Source organism: Heliomarina sp. (genome assembly GCF_052826185.1).
The window spans coordinates 613,797-631,509 of record NZ_JBRBUI010000054.1; the positions used below are offsets into that span (position 1 = coordinate 613,797).

The window sequence follows — 17,713 nt, forward strand, 5'->3', positions numbered from 1 at the left end:
GGGATGGCCCCGCGACCCGATCAGCAAAACGTCGTCACAAAGGGGCGTTTCCTGACCGGGTCGACAATGGGCCACGTGGCGCGGATGACGCTGACCGGCGCTTTTGGCATTACCTTTGTCTTCATCGTGGACGCGGCCAACCTGTTCTGGATTTCCCAGCTTGGCGACCCGCGTCTGGTCGCCGCCATCGGGTTTGCTTTTGCGATCCAGTTCTTTTCCGTGTCGGTCGGCATTGGACTCATGATCGCTGCCATCGCGCTTATCTCGCGGGCCATTGGCGAAGATGACATGGACCGAGCGCGCCGCACGACGACAAGCGCGGCCTTTCTTGCCTGTCTTGTGCAAAGCCTGACCGCCGCGCTGATCATCCTGTTCCGGCATGAACTACTCGCCTATTCCGGCGCGACCGGGGAAACCGCCGATCTGGCCGCTCGCTACCTGCTGATCTCGGTGCCCTCGCTGTCGGTGATGGCGATTTCGATGGTCGCCAACGGGGCGCTGCGGGCGCATGGCGACGGGGCGCGCTCGATGTATGTGACCCTGACCTCGGGCGCGATTGCGATGGTCGTAGACCCGGTCCTGATCTACGGGCTTGGCCTTGGGCTTGACGGTGCCGCCATCGGGATTTCCCTCTTTCGCTGCGTGATGCTGATCATGGCGCTGCGCTTTGCAATCAGCGTGCATGACCTGATGGCGAAAACCTCTCTGGCCTATATGCGTGAACTTTTACACCCGTTTTTCCTGATCTCGATCCCGGCGATCCTGACCCAGATGGCCACTCCGGCAGGAAACTACTTGATCACGACAGTCGTGGCTCGTTTCGGCGACGATGCAGTTGCAGGCTGGGCAGTCGTGGGACGTCTGAGCGTCGTGGCTTTTGGCGGGATCATGTCGCTGTCCGGTTCGGTCGGTGGCATTTTTGGCCAGAATTTCGGCGCGCGTCGATATGACCGGCTCGAGACGACGTTCCGCGATGCCATGCGATTTGGCATCGGTTATTCCCTTGTTGCCTGGGGGCTTCTGTCGCTCAGCGCGCCGCTGGTCATCAAGGGCTTTGACCTTGAACCGCTGGGGGCCGAGGTGGTGCGGGCTTTCACCAATGTCGGCGCGGGCGGGTTCGTTTTTGCTGCCGCGCTTTTCGTGTCGAACGCGGCGTTCAATTCTCTGGGCCGTCCGACCCGGTCCACCGTCATCAACTGGCTGCGCGACGGGGCGATGACCCTGCCGCTGGCGCTGCTGATGACCGGGTTGTTCGGGGCGGCCGGGGTGATTTATGCGCAGGCGGGGGCAAATCTCATCGTCGGATCGCTTGCGGCCTGGTGGGCGTGGCTGTACATCCGGTCCCTGCATCGGCTAGCCCTGCCACCGGTAGAGGTGGAACCGCCGCGCCCCTATGCCAATGCCGATCGTTTCCGGAGACGCTGATGACGACCTTTACCGCCCTGACCACCCTGAACGGCAAACGCCCCGCCGAAGCGCTTGGCGAAGCGATGGAACGGCTTGAGCCCGAACCCACCGGTATCGGTGTCTTCGAGGTCGAGGATGATTCCGGGCTCTGGGAAGTTGGCGGCTATTTCACCGAAGCCCCGGACGAGGCTGCGCTGGCACTGCTGGCGGCAGCGTTTGAGGCAAAACCCTTTGTCATCTCGGAACTGCCCGAAACCGACTGGGTCGCCCATGTGCGCCGCGAACTGGCGCCGGTGCGGGCCGGGCGGTTCTTTGTCTATGGCAGCCATGATGCCGACAAGGTGCCCGCGGGCGTTCAGCCCTTGCTGATCGAGGCCGCGATGGCCTTTGGCACGGGTCACCATGGCACCACGCTCGGCTGTCTGCGGGCGCTTGAAACCCTGCTTGGCAAGGGGTTCGAGGCCGAACGGGTTGCGGATATCGGTTGCGGCACCGCGGTGCTGGCCATGGCGGCGGCGCGGGTCTGGCCGGGACGTTCGATCCTTGCCAGCGACATCGATGACGTGGCGGTGGACGTGGCCATGGCCAACCTGCGGGCCAATGACATGGAGGGCGAGGTGACCTGCCTTCAGGCCGCAGGATTCGACAATGACGCGCTCAAAGGATCGGCGCCCTACGATCTGATCTTTGCCAATATCCTGAAGGGGCCGCTGATAGCGCTTGCAGGCGATCTTTCGGCCAATCTGCGCCCCGGTGGTTATGCGATTCTGTCCGGCATTCTTGAGGACCAGAGCGCCGATGTCGAAGCAGCCTATGCCGAAGCCGGGGTCAATCTTGTCGAAAAAGAGCAGATTGGCGACTGGATGACGCTGCTTTTGCAAAAGTAGGCGGCGGGTCGGCTGTTTTCCGCCAATCCGGCCCGGATTGCCAAAGTTTGGCCTTATTCCCTTAGAAACATGGATCCCGGGCGGCTGGGGGCCACCTCATGGGGACGGTAAAATGTCTGGACATGCAGAGTTTCGGGAAAGGATCACACGGCTGCTAAAAAAGCACCGGGAAATGGCGCATGGCTATGCGGCTGTGATGGGGCCGGACGGTCTTGTCGAATTCAAGCCAAGGCGCGCGAGCAGCAATTCCGCCTCGCCGCGATATTTCGCGATCTTCCTTGGTGCCTTCGTGTTGTTCAAGGGGACGCTTCTGGCTGAACTGGGGCCGGAAACCTATGACCGGCGAGTCGATATTCTGAACACAGGAAACGTCATTGCACAGGCCGGAGCGCTGGCCATGCGGGTGGATCCCCTGTCGGAGATCGTTTCGGGTCAGATCCGGCGTGTATTTCACTGAAATCCGGGGGTGATAGCTGTACAGCATCTGTACACCCCCTGTACATCGCGATGGCAGCTTTGCGTGCTTTCGACCGTATGATGCGCCGCTGACCGTCGACAGCGTTAATAAACCCTGAAAATTGAAAAAGCGCCTCGTGAGGGCATCACGCTGCGCTTTTAACAATAGCCGTGAGTGGCTTTGCCTGTGGTTCAGAACAGGCGGTGGCTTTGGGCGACCTGATCGATATCGCCACGAACCAGACCGATGTCTTCGAGTTCGCGGTCGGTCAGGGCAGACAGAGCGTTGCGGGTAACGCGGGCGTCGTTCCAGTCAACGACGGACGCGTAGACGTTCGCCAGAACGGTGCCGATACGGCCAGCAAAAGTTTGAAGGCCATCGTGAGAGCGGGTGATGTAATATGCAGCCATATCCTTGTCCTCTTTTCAGGGGTTGCAGTTTCTGTTGTTGTCCCGGGCAATTAGGGGGGAAATTTTGCCCGGGCAAGTCTGCAAAATGCATAATGACCATGCGCTTTTTGCATGGCTTGCACATAAGATGATCGTTTTTGAAAAATTTATGACTTCAGCGTGTCTGTTTTGCAGATTTTAGTTGATTTTTGGTATCGTTTTTGAGCCGAGCTGTCGCTCTGTGGCTGGCGGGTGTCGGTTTCAGACTTTGCGCGAAAGGACTGGCCCGTGTTCACGTTTCGTGCTATTTCCGAAAAAAACTGGTAACATCCGTGAGATATCGCGGCGGGACAGGGCAGGACATGCGAATTCTGGGTATCGATCCGGGGTTGAGAAACTCTGGCTGGGGCGTAATCGATTCGGTCGGCTCACGCCTGAGCCATGTCGCAAATGGGGTCTGTGTCTCGCAGGGCGAGACTCTCGCAGAACGGTTGCTGTCCCTTTATAGTCAATTGAGCGATGTGATTGCGCGCTATGGTCCGGATGCGGCTGCGGTCGAGCAGACCTTTGTCAACAAGGACGGGGCCGGGACGCTGAAGCTGGGGCAGGCGCGAGGCATTGCCATGCTGGTGCCTGCAAAGGCCGGGCTTGTCGTTGGGGAGTATGCGCCGAACACGGTCAAGAAGACGGTCGTGGGGGTTGGCCATGCGGACAAGCAGCAGGTTCTGCACATGGTCTGCCTGCAATTGCCGGGATGTGACCCGGCGGGGCCGGATGCGGCCGATGCGCTGGCCATCGCAATTTGCCATTCCCGTCATGCCGGTCACGTGCTGCGCGAGGTGGCGTCTTGATCGGGCGGCTGCGCGGGCGGCTCGATTACCGGGCCTCGGATCATGTGCTGATCGACGTGGGCGGGGTGGGTTACCTTGTCTATTGTTCCGAGCGCACGCTGGCATCGCTGCCGGGGATCGGTGAGGCGGTGTCGATCCATACGGATCTATTGGTGCGCGAAGACCTGTTGCAGCTTTTCGGGTTCGCGACGCTGGTCGAGAAAGAGTGGCACCGGTTGCTGACCAGCGTGCAGGGGGTCGGGGCCAAGGTGTCGCTGGCGATCCTCGGGGCGCTGGGGCCGGACGGGGTGAGCCGGGCCATCGCGCTGGGCGACTGGAACGCGGTGAAGGCGGCCAAGGGTGTCGGGCCGAAGACGGCGCAGCGCATCGTGCTTGATCTCAAGGACAAGGCCCCGGCGGTGATGGCGATGGGCGGAGAGCCGGACGGCGCGTTCCCGGCGGCGGGTGATGTGATCGACGCGGGCGACGGGGCAGATACGAGCGGCGCGGCCGCCCGAGCGCCTGCGGCCGCTGTTGCGCGGGGATCGGGCGCGGCGCAGGCGGATGCGCTGTCGGCGCTGGCCAATCTTGGCTACGGGCCAAGCGAGGCGGCGGCGGCGGTGGCCGAAGCGGCAGCAAATAACCCCGACGCAGGCGAGGCGTTGTTGATCCGCGCGGCGCTGAAGCTCTTGGCACCGAAGTCGTGAGGCGGGGATGATGGAAAGCGATCCGACCCTGCGCCCAGAACCCCTGCCGGAAGATCATGACCGTGCCCTGCGGCCCCAGGTGCTTGATGAATTCATCGGGCAGGCCGAGGCGCGAGCCAATCTCAAGATTTTCATCCAGTCGGCGCGGCAGCGCGGCGAGGCGATGGATCATACGCTGTTTCACGGACCGCCCGGTCTTGGCAAGACGACGCTGGCGCAGATCATGGCGCGCGAGTTGGGAGTCGGTTTTCGCATGACCTCGGGACCGGTGCTGGCGAAGGCGGGCGATCTGGCGGCGATCCTGACAAATCTCGAAGCGCGCGACGTGCTGTTCATCGACGAGATCCACCGGCTGAACCCGGCGGTAGAGGAGGTTCTCTATCCAGCGCTGGAGGATTTCGAGCTGGACCTCGTGATCGGCGAGGGACCGGCGGCGCGAACCGTGCGGATCGAATTGCAGCCCTTTACACTGGTCGGGGCAACCACGCGGATGGGGCTTTTGACAACGCCGCTGCGGGACCGGTTCGGAATTCCGACCCGGCTGCAATTCTATACGGTCGAGGAGTTGCATGAGATCGTGACGCGCAATGCCCGCAAGATGGGCGCACCGGCGGATGATGCCGGGGCGCGCGAGATCGCGCGCCGGGCGCGGGGCACGCCACGGATCGCCGGACGTCTGCTGCGCCGGGTGGTGGATTTCGCGGTGGTCGAGGGGGATGGTCGGATCAGCCGGGAGTTGGCGGATAATGCGCTGACGCGGCTGGGGGTGGATCACCTTGGGCTGGACGGGGCGGACCGGCGCTATCTGCGGCTGATCGCGGAGAATTACGCAGGCGGGCCGGTCGGGATCGAGACCATGTCGGCGGCGCTGTCAGAGAGCCGGGACGCGCTGGAAGAGGTGATCGAGCCCTACCTTTTGCAGCAGGGGCTGATCCAGCGCACGCCGCGCGGGCGGATGCTGGCGCAGAAAGGGTGGGACCACCTTGGACTGCCAGCGCCCAAGGGGCAGAACGATCTGTTCGGTTGATCTGTTGCTTTCTAGATTTTATGCCTCCGGCGGGGATATTTTGAAACCCAAAGAAGAGGCGGCCATGTCACCGGAAGAGATCGAAACCCTGTTTACCCGCGATGACGGGTCTTACCGGTTTGCCCGCTGGGGGCGGCCGTTGGCACCGGTTGTGTTCGGGGTCGAGGAAGAGACGCTGTCGGTGCTCAAGGGGGCGTTCGAGGCGGTGGTCGTGTTAGCGGATCACAAGATGGCCGAGACCGATCCGGAATTCGGCAGCAATTGCATGATCTTTTTCATGCGGGACTGGTCCGAGCTGCTGGCTGTGCCGAATCTGGGCAAACTGATCCCGGAGCTGGACGAGATGGTTTCGCGCCTGCGGGAGGCGGGGGCGAACCAGTACCGGGTGTTCCGGTTCGACGAGGATGGCGCGATCAAGGCGGCGTTTGTGTTTATCTGCATGGACGCGGAGATGGCGGCGCAGCCTGCCGGGGATCTGGCGCTGAACCAGGTGGTGCAGGTGATGCTGCTTTGGTCGGAAGGGGCGTTCCGGGAACGCTCGCCGCTGGCGCGGGCCGGGGAGTCGACGATCTTGCGACCAGAGATCGCCGGGGTGATCCGGGCGGCCTATGATCCGGTGATGCCGGGAGCGGCGGTGGACAGCGCCCATGCGCTGCGGCTGTTCGCGCGGATGGAGGCGGGGGCATGATCCATCAATTTCCGGTGCAGGTTTATTATGAAGATACCGATATGGGCGGGGTGGTGTATCACGCCAATTACCTCAAGTTCATCGAGCGGGCGCGCAGCGATTACGTGCGCCAGCTGGGCAATGACCAGAACGCGATGCGCGAGGCGGGGATCGTCTGGGTGGTGCGGCGGATCACGGCGGAATACATCGCCGCCGCGCGTTTCGAGGATCAGCTGGTGATCGAAACCGAAGTGACAAGCGTGTCGGGCGCGCGCCTTAGCATGGGTCAGCGGGTGCTGCGCGGCGATAAGGTGATCTTTACCGCCGAGGTCGAGGCGGTCTGCATGAACGCCAAGGGGCGTCCGGTGCGGCTTCCGGCAGAGATTCGCGCACTCCTGTAACAAAAACGCGTGCCGCTGCGGTATTGTTGGCAATTGCATCGGATCTGCGCTAGATCGTTTGGCAATGAAGGGCCGAACCAATACGGCCCGCTGAAACGAGCAGGCTTATGGAAACAGAAACTCTGGCGCTGGCGCAGGAGATCGATTTCTCCATGTGGGCGCTTTTTGCGCGTGCAACCTTTACAGTGAAACTGGTGATGCTGCTGTTGCTGGCAGCCTCTGTCTGGTCCTGGGCGATCATCATCCAGAAACATATCCTGTACCGCTGGGCGCGGCGCGAGGCCTCGGTCTTTGATCAGGCCTTCTGGTCGGGTGAGCCGCTGGATACGCTGTTCGACCAGATCGGCGCGGATCCGGAGGGCAATGCGCAGAAGGTCTTTGCCGCCGGGATGACCGAATGGCGTCGCTCGCATCGTGACAACGGGGCGCTGATCCCGGGCGCGCAGGCGCGGATCGACCGGTCGATGGATGTGGCGATCAACAAGGAAGCCGAGGATTTGCAGCGCGGCTTGCCGGTGCTGGCGACTGTTGGCTCTACCGCGCCATTCATCGGGCTGTTCGGTACGGTCTGGGGCATCATGCATGCCTTTGTGCAGATCGCCGAGCAGCAAAATACCAACCTTGCCGTCGTCGCGCCCGGTATCGCCGAGGCGTTGCTGGCGACGGGTCTGGGGCTGATCGCGGCCATTCCGGCAGTGATCTTTTACAACAAGCTTTCGGCGGACAGTGACCGGATCGTGGCGGGGTATGAATCCTTTGCCGATGAATTCGCGACCATCCTGTCGCGGCAGCTGGATTCCTGAACGATGGGCGCGGCAGTACAGCAACCGGGCGGAGGCGGGGGCAAGCGCAGGCGGTCCCGGCGCAGCAACCGGCCAATGTCGGAAATCAACGTCACGCCTTTCGTGGACGTGATGCTGGTGTTGCTGATCATCTTCATGGTGGCGGCGCCGTTGATGACAGTGGGTGTGCCGGTGCAGCTGCCCAAAACCGCCGCCAGCGCCCTGCCGGGCGATGAGGAAGAGCCGCTGACGGTGACGATCACCGCCGAGGGGCAGGTTCAGATCCAGACGACCGATACGGCGCGGGACGAGCTGGTGCCCAAGCTGCGCGCGATTGCAGCCGAACGCAGCAGCGACCGGATATTCCTGCGCGCCGACGGGGCGATTCCCTATGAGACGGTGATGCAGGTGATGGGCGCGCTGAACGCGGGCGGATTTTCCAACGTGGGTCTTGTGACCGATACGGGCGGGCCGACATTCGACGGGACGCCGGGCGGCGCGGACAGGTAGGGTGGCACCGTGCAGACGGGCACAAAAATCTCAGGCGCGGGTCATGTCGCCGTCATCCTTTTCGCCCTTTTTGCCGGCAGCTTTGACAGCGAGCCGTTGCCGTTTGACGTGGCCAATGTCTCGGTCGTGACGGAAGAGGAATATGCCGCGCTGACCGCGCCGCAACAGGCCGAACAGCAGGGGGCAGAGCCTCGGCCTGCGGAGCCTGTGGAACCGGTCGTTGAGCCGGAACCGGAACCCGAACCGCAGCCTGAACCTGAGCCCGTGGCCGAGCCGGAACCGGCGCCGGAGGTGTCTCCGGAGCCGCCGGTCGTGCCCGATCCGCCTGCGCCCGAGGTGGCTGATGACCCCCAGCCGGAGCCGGAACAGCCCGAAGTGATTGCCGAGCCTGAGCCGACTCCCGAAGTCGTCGCACCGCCGCCGATCGAGCGTGTCGCGCCCGAGGTGGTCGAAGCACCGCCCGAAGATACGCGGCCCGACGAGGTCGAGCAGAGTGAGGTCGTGGAGGACGACGGGGCGGAAACCGCGCAGGAGGTGCAGGAAGCAACCGCACCCGAGGCCGCGACCGACCGGATCGAGCCGGAAACCGCGCCGGAAGCCCGGCTGGCGCCAAGCCAATCACGCCGCCCGCCCACACAGCGTCCTGCGCCGCGTCCCGAGCAGCCGGTCGAGACCGCCGAAACCAGGCCCGAGCCGGAGCCTGCGCCCGTTGAAACGCCGCCCGCCGAACCCACGCCTGCGCCCATCGACACCACCGATGCGGTGAACGATGCGCTGGCGCAGGCCCTTGGCGGGGCGAGCGAAACCGCGCCTGCGCCGTCGGGTCCGCCGCTGTCGGCGGGGGAAAAAGAGGCATTGCGTGTGGCGGTGTCCCGGTGCTGGAACGTTGGGTCCTTGTCAACAGAGGCATTGAGGACAACAGTGGTTGTGACCGTATCAATGTCACAGGATGGAACGCCGGATGTCGGAACCATTACCATGACGTCGAGTTCCGGTGGAGACAGTACCTCGGCACGTCAGGCTTTCGAGGCCGCACGCCGGGCGATCATCCGCTGCGGCGCCTCCGGCTTTGACCTGCCGGTCGATAAATACGCGCAATGGCGCGAGATCGAAATGACATTCAATCCTGAAAGGATGCGCATAAGATGAAGCGATTTCTGCTGAGCCTTTTCGTTGGTCTCTCCTGTGTTACGACTCCGGTGCTTGCGCAGAATGGGCCGCTCAGGATCGAGATTACCGACGGGGTGATCGAACCGCTGCCTTTCGCGGTGCCAAACCTTGTGCCCGCGACGCCGGGGGATGTGCAGATCGGGGCCGATCTGGCGCGGGTGATTTCGGCGGATCTGTCGGGAACGGGTCTGTTCCGCGAAGTGCCGTCGAGCGCCTATATCAGCGGCATCAATGACTTTAACGCGCCGGTTCAATATGCGGACTGGAAGGCGGTCAACGCGCAGGCGCTGGTGACCGGGTCGGTCAGCACCTCGGGCGACACGCTGACGGTGCAGTTCCGCCTTTATGACGTGTTTTCCAACGCGGAACTGGGCAACGGGTTGCAATTCACCGGTTCGGTTCAGGGCTGGCGGCGCATGGCGCACAAGGTGGCCGACGCGGTCTATTCGCGGATCACGGGCGAGGGTGGGTATTTCGACAGCCGCGTGACCTTTGTGTCGGAAAGCGGGCCCAAGGATCAGCGGGCCAAGCGGCTCGCGATCATGGATTACGATGGCGCGAATGTGCAGTACCTGACGGACAGTTCCTCGATCGTGCTGGCGCCGCGGTTCTCGCCCAGCGGTGACCGGGTGCTTTACACGAGTTACGAGACCGGCGCGCCGCGGATTTACGTGCTGGACGTGGGGCAGGTGCAGCGCCGGGTGCTGGAACAGAAGGAAGGCACCATGAGCTTTGCGCCGCGTTTCGCGCCGAACGGGCACACGGTGGTGTTCTCTCTGACCGAGGGTGGCAACACGGACATTTACACGATGGAGATCGCCTCGGGCGAGATCGTGCGGCGCACCAGCGCGCCGTCGATTGAAACCGCGCCAAGCTATTCGCCGGACGGCAGCCAGATCGTCTTTGAGAGCGACCGTTCGGGTACACAGCAGCTTTACGTGATGCCGGCAGCGGGGGGCGAGGCCACGCGGATCAGCTTCGGGCAGGGCCGCTATGGCACGCCGGTCTGGTCGCCGCGCGGCGACATGATCGCCTTTACCAAGCAGAGCAAGGGCCGGTTTCACATCGGCGTGATGCGCACGGATGGGAGCGAGGAACGCCTGCTGACCGCGTCTTTCCTTGATGAAGGTCCGACATGGGCGCCGAATGGCCGCGTCATCATGTTCGCCCGTGAAACGCAGGGCGCTCAGGGACGGTCGGGGCTTTATTCGGTCGATATCTCGGGGCGCAACCTCAAGCCGATCCCGACGCCGGATGGCGCGTCGGACCCGGCCTGGTCGCCCTTGCAGGATTGATCGCGGCCCTGCAGGGCGGCGTTCACAAGGCGTTTTGCCTGTGATAGACAGGAAGCAACAATAAACCCGATCGAGGCATCGAGATGAGCATTCTGAAGAAGACTTTGATGATTGGCGCGATGGTCGCCATCAGCGCCTGTACCAATGCGGGCCGATTTGGCGATGACGCCTATGGCAGCGGCGGCGCGGGCAGCGGCGCGATCGTACCGGGATCGGCCAATGACCCGACCTCGACCGCCTATTTCAACCAGACGGTCGGTGACCGCGTTCTGTTCCTCGTGGACCAGTCGAACCTGTCGCCCGAGGCGCAGCTGGTGCTGGACGGTCAGGCGAAATGGCTTATGACCAACGCGGATTATGTCGCCGTGATCGAAGGTCACGCGGATGAGCAGGGCACGCGCGAATATAACCTTGCGCTGGGTGCCCGCCGGGCCAACGCGGCGCGGGAATACCTGATTTCGCGGGGCGTTGCGCCGAACCGGCTCAAGACGATCAGCTATGGCAAGGAACGCCCGATCGAGATTTGCAGCGAAGAGGCCTGCTATGCCAAGAACCGCCGCGCGGTCACGGTGCTGTCGGCCGGTCTGACGGGGTAAGCCATGAAGGTCGGAGGTCTTCTTGTCGCCGCGCTGGTTCTGGTCGCTCCGGTACCCGCTATCGCGCAGGACCGCGAACAGACGCTTGCCGATATCCGGCAGGAGCTGAACGTGCTTTACGTCGAGATGCAGAAGCTCAAGCGCGAGATGTCGACAACCGGCGCGCCAAGCGCGACGGTCACCGGATCGTCCGTGCTTGAACGGGTGGCGTCGATGGAGGCCGAGCTTCAGCGGCTGACGTCGCATACCGAGGAACTGACCAACCGGGTGAACCGGATCGTGGCGGACGGGACCAACCGGATCGGCGATCTGGAATTCCGTCTGGTCGAGCTTGAAGGCGGCGACCTTTCCAAGCTGGGCGAGACGACGACGCTCGGCGGTCCGACTGAAACCGTGCAGCCGTCGGCGGTGACGCCGCCGCCAGCCTCGGACGGGGTCCTGACGACCGAACTGGCCGTGAGCGAGCGCACCGATTTCGAAAACGCCAGCAAGGCGCTGGACGAAGGCGATTTCCAGAAGGCGGCGCAGCTGTTCGCCGGGTTCAACCAGACTTATCCGGGCAGCCCGCTGGCCGCGCAGGCCGAGCTGAAACGCGGCAAGGCGCTGGATGGGGTTGGCGATACGCGCGAAGCGGCGCGGGCCTATTTAGCCAGCTTCAGTGCGGATTCCGCCGGGCCGGTGGCGCCGAGTGCGCTGTTCGAACTGGGCGCGGCGCTGGGCCGGTTGCAACAGACGGAACAGGCCTGCATCACGCTGGGCGAGGTCGGCACGCGGTTTCCGGGTGATCCCGCGGTCGCCTCGGCGCAGTCGGAAATGGCCAAGCTGGGCTGTTCTTGACCGAAAGCGAGGCGGTGATCCTGCGAGCGCTGGAAACGGCGCTCGCGGATCAATCTCTTGAAAAACTGGGTGTCGCCGTGTCCGGCGGCAGCGATTCAACCGCGCTTTTGTATGGGCTGCAGGCGGTTCTGGGCGACCGGGTGCAGCTTTTCGTTGCGACTGTGGACCACGGGCTGCGGCTCGAGGCGGCAGCGGAGGCGGAGGCCGTAGCGGCCAGCGCGGCTGCTCTTTCTCTTAGACATGACACGCTGAAATGGACCGGCTGGGACGGGGCGGGGAACCTGCAGGACCAAGCGCGGCGCGCGCGGTACGGTTTGCTGGCGAAATGGGCCGGGGTACATGGACTGGACGCGGTGGCGCTGGGGCATACGGCGGACGATCAGGCGGAAACCCTGCTAATGCGGTTGGGCCGGTCCTCGGGGATCGACGGTTTGTCGGGCATGGCCCCGGTGCGGGAGGTCGACGGCGTCCGATTTCTGCGGCCCCTGCTTGGGGTGACACGGGCGGAGCTGCGCGCCTATCTTACCGGGCGCGGGATCGGCTGGATTGATGATCCGAGCAACGAGAACGAGAACTTTACCCGAATCCGGGCGCGTCGGGCGCTTGGGGAGCTGGGCGATCTTGGAATTTCCGCGCGGGGACTGGCTGACGTTACGGCAAATCTGGCGGAAGCCCGCGAGGCGCTGGCCTATTTCGCGCATGATGCCGCCTGTGCGCTGGTGCGGATCGACGGAGGCGATGTGCTTGTCGACATCGCGGGCTTCATCGCGCTGCCCGCCGAGACCCAGCGGCGTCTGCTGGTGCATGCCTTCGGCTGGATCAATCAGCGCGCCTATCCGCCGCGCCGCGCGCCGGTTGGCGACGCGCTTGCCGCCATCGCTGAAAAACGGCCCGTTACGCTGGCGGGATGCCGGGTGCTGCACGAGAGCGACAGCTTTCGGATTTGTCGCGAGTTCAACGCGGTACGCGATGAAGTTTGTGCGGTTGACGGGCTTTGGGACGGGCGCTGGCGGATCACCGGTGACGGGCTTGAGGGGGGCGAGATCCGTCCCCTTGGCGAGGCGGGGCTGGCGCAATGCCCGACGTGGCGTGAAACGGGGCGTCCTCATGCCGCGCTGATTGCTACTCCGGCGCTCTGGCAGGGGGGTGAACTGGTCGCGGCCCCGCTTGCCGGGGCGGGCGGTTCTTGGCGCGCTGATCTGTCGTCTGGCGCGGAGTCGTTTTATACGACACTATTATCGCATTGAATCTGGCCCGTTCATCTCTATTTTAAGTCGGAAGCCAAAGCCCTGCGAAACTTGCGGGGCAAAACGAGGAGAGTTCCCTTTGGGCAATGCACGCAACATCGCGTTCTGGGTCGTTCTGTTTCTGCTGATTCTTGCCCTGTTCAACCTGTTCAACGGGCCGGGCGGCACCTTGCAGAGCCGCGAAATCACCTATTCCGACTTTGTGACGGCGGTGGAATCCGGCGAGGTCAGCCAGGCGACGCTGGATGGAGAGCAGATCCGTTTCCGCGGTGCGGGTAACGAAGACTACGTGACTATCAAGCCGGAAGATGCTGAAATCACGCAACTTCTGATCGAAAATGATATTCCGATCCGGGCCGAGAAACAGCAGCAGTCGCTGTTCCAGTCCTTCCTGATCACCCTTTTGCCATTCCTGCTGCTGATCGGTGTCTGGGTTTATTTCATGAACCGGATGCAGGGCGGCGGCAAAGGCGGGGCCATGGGCTTTGGCAAGTCCAAGGCCAAGATGCTGACCGAGAAGCATGGCCGTGTCACCTTTGACGACGTGGCCGGTATCGATGAGGCCAAGGAAGAGCTGGAAGAGATCGTGGAATTCCTGCGCAACCCGCAGAAGTTCAGCCGACTCGGCGGCAAGATCCCGAAAGGCGCGCTGCTCGAGGGCCCTCCGGGTACCGGTAAGACGCTGCTGGCCCGTGCGATTGCGGGTGAGGCAGGTGTGCCGTTCTTTACCATCTCGGGCTCTGACTTTGTCGAGATGTTCGTCGGTGTCGGTGCAAGCCGTGTCCGCGACATGTTCGAGCAGGCCAAGAAAAACGCGCCCTGCATCGTGTTTATCGACGAGATCGACGCGGTGGGCCGCCATCGTGGTGCCGGCTATGGCGGCGGCAATGACGAGCGTGAACAGACGCTCAACCAGTTGCTGGTCGAGATGGACGGTTTCGAAGCCAACGAAGGTGTGATCATCATCGCGGCCACCAACCGTAAGGACGTTCTGGACCCGGCGCTGCTGCGTCCCGGTCGTTTTGACCGTCAGGTGACCGTCGGCAATCCCGACATCAAGGGCCGCGAAAAGATCCTTGGGGTGCATGCGCGCAAGACGCCGCTGGGGCCGGATGTGGATCTGCGGGTGATCGCCCGCGGGACGCCCGGTTTCTCGGGTGCCGATCTGGCGAACCTTGTGAACGAGGCGGCGCTGACCGCCGCGCGTCTGGGGCGTCGGTTCGTGGCGATGGTCGATTTCGAAAGCGCCAAGGACAAGATCATGATGGGCGCCGAGCGCCGGTCCATGGTGCTGACGCAGGACCAGAAGGAAAAGACCGCCTATCACGAAGCCGGTCACGCCATCGTGGGCATGAAGCTTCCCAAGTGCGATCCGGTCTACAAGGCCACGATCATTCCGCGTGGCGGTGCGCTTGGCATGGTGATGAGCCTGCCCGAGATGGACAAGCTGCAGATGTTCAAGGACGAATGCGAACAGCGCATCGCCATGACCATGGCAGGCAAGGCGGCCGAGATATTCAAGTACGGTGCTGCCGAAGTGTCCTCGGGTCCGGTGGGTGACATCATGCAAGCGAGCCAGCTCGCCCGGGCGATGGTCATGCGCTATGGCATGTCGGACAAGGTCGGTAACATCGACTACCAGGAAGCCGCGGCAGGCTATTCGCCCAATGGCGGGGCCGGGGGCTTTTCGGTGTCGGCAGCGACCAAGGAGCTGATCGAATCCGAGGTCAAGCGGATCATCGACGAGGGCTATGAAACGGCCCGCACCCTGATCGAGGAGAACCAGCAGGAGTTCGAATATCTTGCGCAGGGTCTGCTTGAGTACGAAACCCTGACCGGCGAGGAAATCCGTCGCGTCATGCGGGGCGAGCCGCCCACCACGGATGACGAGGATGACAACTCGGATGCGGGTAATGCGCCCAGTGTCACGGCTATTCCGAAAACCAAGCCCAAGAAATCGCCCCCCGAGGGCGGGCTAGAGCCGGAACCAAGCGCCTGACAGGCATTGAAATGAAATACGGCCGGGCATCACGCCCGGCCGTTTTCGTTTGCACCGTCTTTCAAGTCCTACCAAGGTCACCTGCTACGGGCAGCGCAAGGGTACTCTTGCAGCGGTTGGACCGCAGGGTTTGGCAGGTGCCAGTCGGGCCATGACGCCGAGGTATCGCCATGGCGCGGCTTTGGCCGGAACAGCGTATGACTTCTGCTCCAATCCCCCCGCCCGGGATCTCGATCAGGGGTTAAGGGTCAGGTTGCATTCCTTGGCGGCTTCGACAGCGGCAGCGCCTCCTGACAAGTCAAATACGACGGACATTTCGGCACCGTCTTCAAAGACGACCACCTCCTTGGCGACGGTCGCGCCCTCGGCAAAGCTGAGATCGTCCGCCTTGATATAGGTGCCGGTATATTCGACCCCCTCACGGGTGTTACGGCGCGGCACGACAGTGACTTGCTCCTCTCCATTCACTTCAAGGAATATCTCTTCTTTCTTGTTCATGTGCTCTGGGGGCAAGGGCATGAAAAGACCGAGATAGGCGTGGTCGTGGTCTTTGGTCAGCCCGACCTGAACCGCGTTGCGGTTGGCGTCGAACTTTTCGATCAGGCAGGTCTGGCGTTCGTTATCGACAAAGATGATCCAGTCGCCGGATTTGCCCCATTCGGTGAAGCCGTCGCTTCCCGGCGGTACCGCGTCCTGGGCGCTTGCGATCGGTGCGGCGAGCAGGCCCGATAACAGAGTCAATATCTTGGCGGTTCTCATGAAAGTCCTCCTTCAGATCAAGTAGAAGCGTGGCAGCACATCGGCCCCGTACAATCATAGGCTGTATAAAATTTTAAATGCAACAGCTTAGGTTGATTTTTGCCGGGGATACTCGCCTTAAGCGAGTGATCGCTTACATCCGGGCCGGGCAATGGCAGGCAAGAGCCCGTCCCGCGACGCATCGGTTTGATGTTTTGGGGTGGCTCCGGGGCACATGTCGCGGCATACAAGAGGCTGGTTGACCTGTACCCGAGACAGACAAGGGAGCCACATGGCAGATACAGACTGGAACCCCGAGAGCTATGGCCGTTTCGCCAGCCTGCGGCTTCGTCCGGCGCTGGACCTCTTGATGCGGGTCGGAGACCTGCCCGCAGGGGATATCTGCGATCTCGGCTGCGGCGCGGGGGCGATGGGGCTGATCCTGATGTCGCGTTACGACGGGCGGCGGATCGTCGGCATCGATTCTTCTCAGGCGATGCTGGAGAAGGCGCACGGGACCGGCGGATATGACCAGCTGATCGAAGCCGATATCGCGCGGTGGGTGCCGGAAAACCCGCCCGCGCTGATATTTTCAAATGCGGCGCTGCACTGGCTGCCGGAGCATGGGAAGCTCTTGCCGCGGCTGGCCGGTCTGCTCGCGCCGGGCGGGACGCTGGCGGTGCAGGTGCCGCATCAGAACCGGGCGCCGTCCCATCGGCTTTGGCACGATCTGGCGGAACAACTGTTCCCGGGCCGTTTCGATCCCGGTTCGGGCCCCGGTGTGCTGGAGCCGGTGGATTACCATCGCGTCCTTTCCCCGCTGGGCGATGTAGCGCTTTGGGAGACCGAGTTCTACCAGCAATTGCCCGCTGCGGACGATGGCCACCCTGTGCGCCATTTCACGTCTTCGACCTATGCGCGGCCCGTCTTGCAGGTGCTGGACGAGGCTGAGACCGCACGACTGGTCGAACGCTATGACACGGCAATGGAAACGGCCTACCCGCTGGCATCCGATGGCAGCGTCCTGTTCCCGTTCCGCCGTCTGTTTTTTACCCTGACCGTTAGATGAGACGCCCGTGGCGTCGCCTGTGAAAGTCCTGACATGCCTGTACTGATCGAATCCGAATATTGCGCCGAAGTGGTCTGGCTGGGCCATGTACCCGGAGACCGGGAGAGCTTGCGCGCCGAGGCGGTGGACCGTCTTGACCTCGGCTTTGCCGGGGACGAAGGCGCACGGCATGAGGGCGTCAACCGTGCCTCGTGCACACGGGTCAAGAACCTGTACCCGGTCGGTACCGAGATCAGGAACGTGCGCCAGCTGTCGATCCTTTCCGAGGAAGAACTGGCGGTGATCGCCGACAAGATGAAGCTCGACTCGCTTGATCCGGGGCTGGTCGGCGCGTCGATGATCCTGCGTGGTATTCCCGATTTCACCTATGTACCGCCATCTTCTCGCCTGCAGGCGGAGTCGGGGCTGACGCTGACCATCGACATGGAAAACCGACCCTGCGTTCTGCCGGGGCGTGAGATCGAGGCTGTCGAGCCCGGGCATGGCACGGCTTTCAAGCGGGCGGCGACGAACCGGCGGGGCGTGACCGCCTGGGTCGAACGGCCGGGGAATATCCGGGTCGGTGAAACGCTGACGCTGTTCCTGCCCGATCAGCGCGCCTGGGCGCCGAAGGGCTGAGCCTTGCTGCCGTCGGGGGCCATTGCGTTCCGATCAGGTGCGCGGTGCTTCGAATAGGGAACCGACAGAACGGGACGGGG

At 63.0% G+C, this 17,713-nt stretch carries 20 protein-coding genes; 18 read left to right on the top strand and 2 right to left on the bottom strand.

The window, feature by feature from the left end:
* The first annotated feature begins 3 nt into the window (after positions 1-3).
* The 3 genes from ACU0FH_RS21200 to ACU0FH_RS21210 all read left to right on the top strand — a co-directional run bounded on the left by ACU0FH_RS21200 (position 4) and on the right by ACU0FH_RS21210 (position 2,751).
* A complete protein-coding gene (locus tag ACU0FH_RS21200; protein ID WP_446196683.1) occupies positions 4-1,425 on the top strand; it encodes an MATE family efflux transporter in 1,422 nt (473 codons plus the stop codon).
* Positions 1,425-2,294 carry a 50S ribosomal protein L11 methyltransferase gene (locus tag ACU0FH_RS21205; protein WP_446196684.1) on the top strand — a complete coding sequence of 290 codons (870 nt, stop codon included), beginning with the start codon at positions 1,425-1,427 and terminating at the stop codon, positions 2,292-2,294. The genes ACU0FH_RS21200 and ACU0FH_RS21205 overlap by 1 nt, the downstream gene beginning before the upstream one ends.
* A gap of 112 nt (positions 2,295-2,406) precedes the next feature.
* Positions 2,407-2,751, top strand: a complete 345-nt coding sequence (locus ACU0FH_RS21210) for a hypothetical protein (protein ID WP_238370096.1) — start codon at positions 2,407-2,409, stop codon at positions 2,749-2,751.
* A gap of 191 nt (positions 2,752-2,942) precedes the next feature.
* Here ACU0FH_RS21210 and ACU0FH_RS21215 read toward each other — a convergent pair whose 3' ends face one another.
* On the bottom strand, positions 2,943-3,161 hold the full coding sequence (locus tag ACU0FH_RS21215) for a DUF1127 domain-containing protein (RefSeq protein WP_446196685.1): 219 nt from the start codon (positions 3,159-3,161) through the stop codon (positions 2,943-2,945).
* Positions 3,162-3,502: 341 nt separating this feature from the next.
* On the opposite strand from ACU0FH_RS21215, the gene ruvC reads away from it, so the two are divergent.
* From ruvC to ftsH, 13 genes are all read left to right on the top strand, one after another.
* Complete coding sequence (gene ruvC / locus ACU0FH_RS21220) at positions 3,503-3,991, top strand: crossover junction endodeoxyribonuclease RuvC (protein WP_446196686.1); 489 nt, start codon at positions 3,503-3,505, stop codon at positions 3,989-3,991.
* Complete coding sequence (ruvA, locus tag ACU0FH_RS21225; protein WP_446196687.1) at positions 3,988-4,677, top strand: Holliday junction branch migration protein RuvA; 690 nt, start codon at positions 3,988-3,990, stop codon at positions 4,675-4,677. The genes ruvC and ruvA overlap by 4 nt, the downstream gene beginning before the upstream one ends.
* A gap of 7 nt (positions 4,678-4,684) precedes the next feature.
* Complete coding sequence (gene ruvB, locus ACU0FH_RS21230) at positions 4,685-5,704, top strand: Holliday junction branch migration DNA helicase RuvB (protein WP_238370100.1); 1,020 nt, start codon at positions 4,685-4,687, stop codon at positions 5,702-5,704.
* A gap of 64 nt (positions 5,705-5,768) precedes the next feature.
* The gene (locus ACU0FH_RS21235; protein ID WP_446196688.1) at positions 5,769-6,392 is read left to right on the top strand and encodes a hypothetical protein; all 624 of its coding nucleotides are present in this window, start codon (positions 5,769-5,771) and stop codon (positions 6,390-6,392) included.
* Entirely contained in the window at positions 6,389-6,772 is a 384-nt protein-coding gene (ybgC, locus tag ACU0FH_RS21240) for a tol-pal system-associated acyl-CoA thioesterase (RefSeq protein WP_446196689.1), read from the top strand. The genes ACU0FH_RS21235 and ybgC overlap by 4 nt, the downstream gene beginning before the upstream one ends.
* Before the next feature lie 107 nt (positions 6,773-6,879).
* The gene (gene tolQ, locus ACU0FH_RS21245; protein ID WP_088634748.1) at positions 6,880-7,575 is read left to right on the top strand and encodes a protein TolQ; all 696 of its coding nucleotides are present in this window, start codon (positions 6,880-6,882) and stop codon (positions 7,573-7,575) included.
* A 3-nt stretch (positions 7,576-7,578) separates the two neighbouring features.
* The gene (gene tolR / locus ACU0FH_RS21250) at positions 7,579-8,064 is read left to right on the top strand and encodes a protein TolR (RefSeq protein ID WP_088634747.1); all 486 of its coding nucleotides are present in this window, start codon (positions 7,579-7,581) and stop codon (positions 8,062-8,064) included.
* Between the two features lie 9 nt (positions 8,065-8,073).
* Complete coding sequence (locus ACU0FH_RS21255; protein ID WP_446196690.1) at positions 8,074-9,213, top strand: energy transducer TonB; 1,140 nt, start codon at positions 8,074-8,076, stop codon at positions 9,211-9,213.
* Positions 9,210-10,529, top strand: coding sequence for a Tol-Pal system beta propeller repeat protein TolB (gene tolB / locus ACU0FH_RS21260; protein WP_446196691.1), 1,320 nt, complete (start codon positions 9,210-9,212; stop codon positions 10,527-10,529). Before ACU0FH_RS21255 ends, tolB begins: the two co-directional genes overlap by 4 nt.
* An 83-nt stretch (positions 10,530-10,612) precedes the next feature.
* A complete protein-coding gene (pal, locus tag ACU0FH_RS21265) occupies positions 10,613-11,125 on the top strand; it encodes a peptidoglycan-associated lipoprotein Pal (RefSeq protein ID WP_238370105.1) in 513 nt (170 codons plus the stop codon).
* 3 nt (positions 11,126-11,128) lie between these two features.
* Complete coding sequence (ybgF, locus tag ACU0FH_RS21270; protein ID WP_446196692.1) at positions 11,129-11,962, top strand: tol-pal system protein YbgF; 834 nt, start codon at positions 11,129-11,131, stop codon at positions 11,960-11,962.
* Positions 11,959-13,209: a tRNA lysidine(34) synthetase TilS gene (gene tilS / locus ACU0FH_RS21275; protein ID WP_446196693.1), complete on the top strand. Its 1,251-nt coding sequence runs from the start codon at positions 11,959-11,961 to the stop codon at positions 13,207-13,209. The genes ybgF and tilS overlap by 4 nt, the downstream gene beginning before the upstream one ends.
* A 79-nt stretch (positions 13,210-13,288) precedes the next feature.
* Complete coding sequence (gene ftsH / locus ACU0FH_RS21280) at positions 13,289-15,208, top strand: ATP-dependent zinc metalloprotease FtsH (protein ID WP_238370108.1); 1,920 nt, start codon at positions 13,289-13,291, stop codon at positions 15,206-15,208.
* A 234-nt stretch (positions 15,209-15,442) separates the two neighbouring features.
* Here ftsH and ACU0FH_RS21285 read toward each other — a convergent pair whose 3' ends face one another.
* Positions 15,443-15,967, bottom strand: a complete 525-nt coding sequence (locus ACU0FH_RS21285; RefSeq protein ID WP_446196694.1) for a hypothetical protein — start codon at positions 15,965-15,967, stop codon at positions 15,443-15,445.
* Positions 15,968-16,238: 271 nt separating this feature from the next.
* Here ACU0FH_RS21285 and ACU0FH_RS21290 point away from each other — a divergent pair, with 271 nt between their 5' ends.
* Together ACU0FH_RS21290 and ACU0FH_RS21295 are read left to right on the top strand one after the other, a co-directional pair.
* Positions 16,239-17,015 (top strand): methyltransferase domain-containing protein, encoded by a 777-nt coding sequence (locus ACU0FH_RS21290; protein WP_446196695.1) that lies wholly within the window; start codon positions 16,239-16,241, stop codon positions 17,013-17,015.
* 33 nt (positions 17,016-17,048) lie between these two features.
* Positions 17,049-17,633 carry an MOSC domain-containing protein gene (locus ACU0FH_RS21295; RefSeq protein WP_446196696.1) on the top strand — a complete coding sequence of 195 codons (585 nt, stop codon included), beginning with the start codon at positions 17,049-17,051 and terminating at the stop codon, positions 17,631-17,633.
* Positions 17,634-17,713 lie beyond the last annotated feature (80 nt).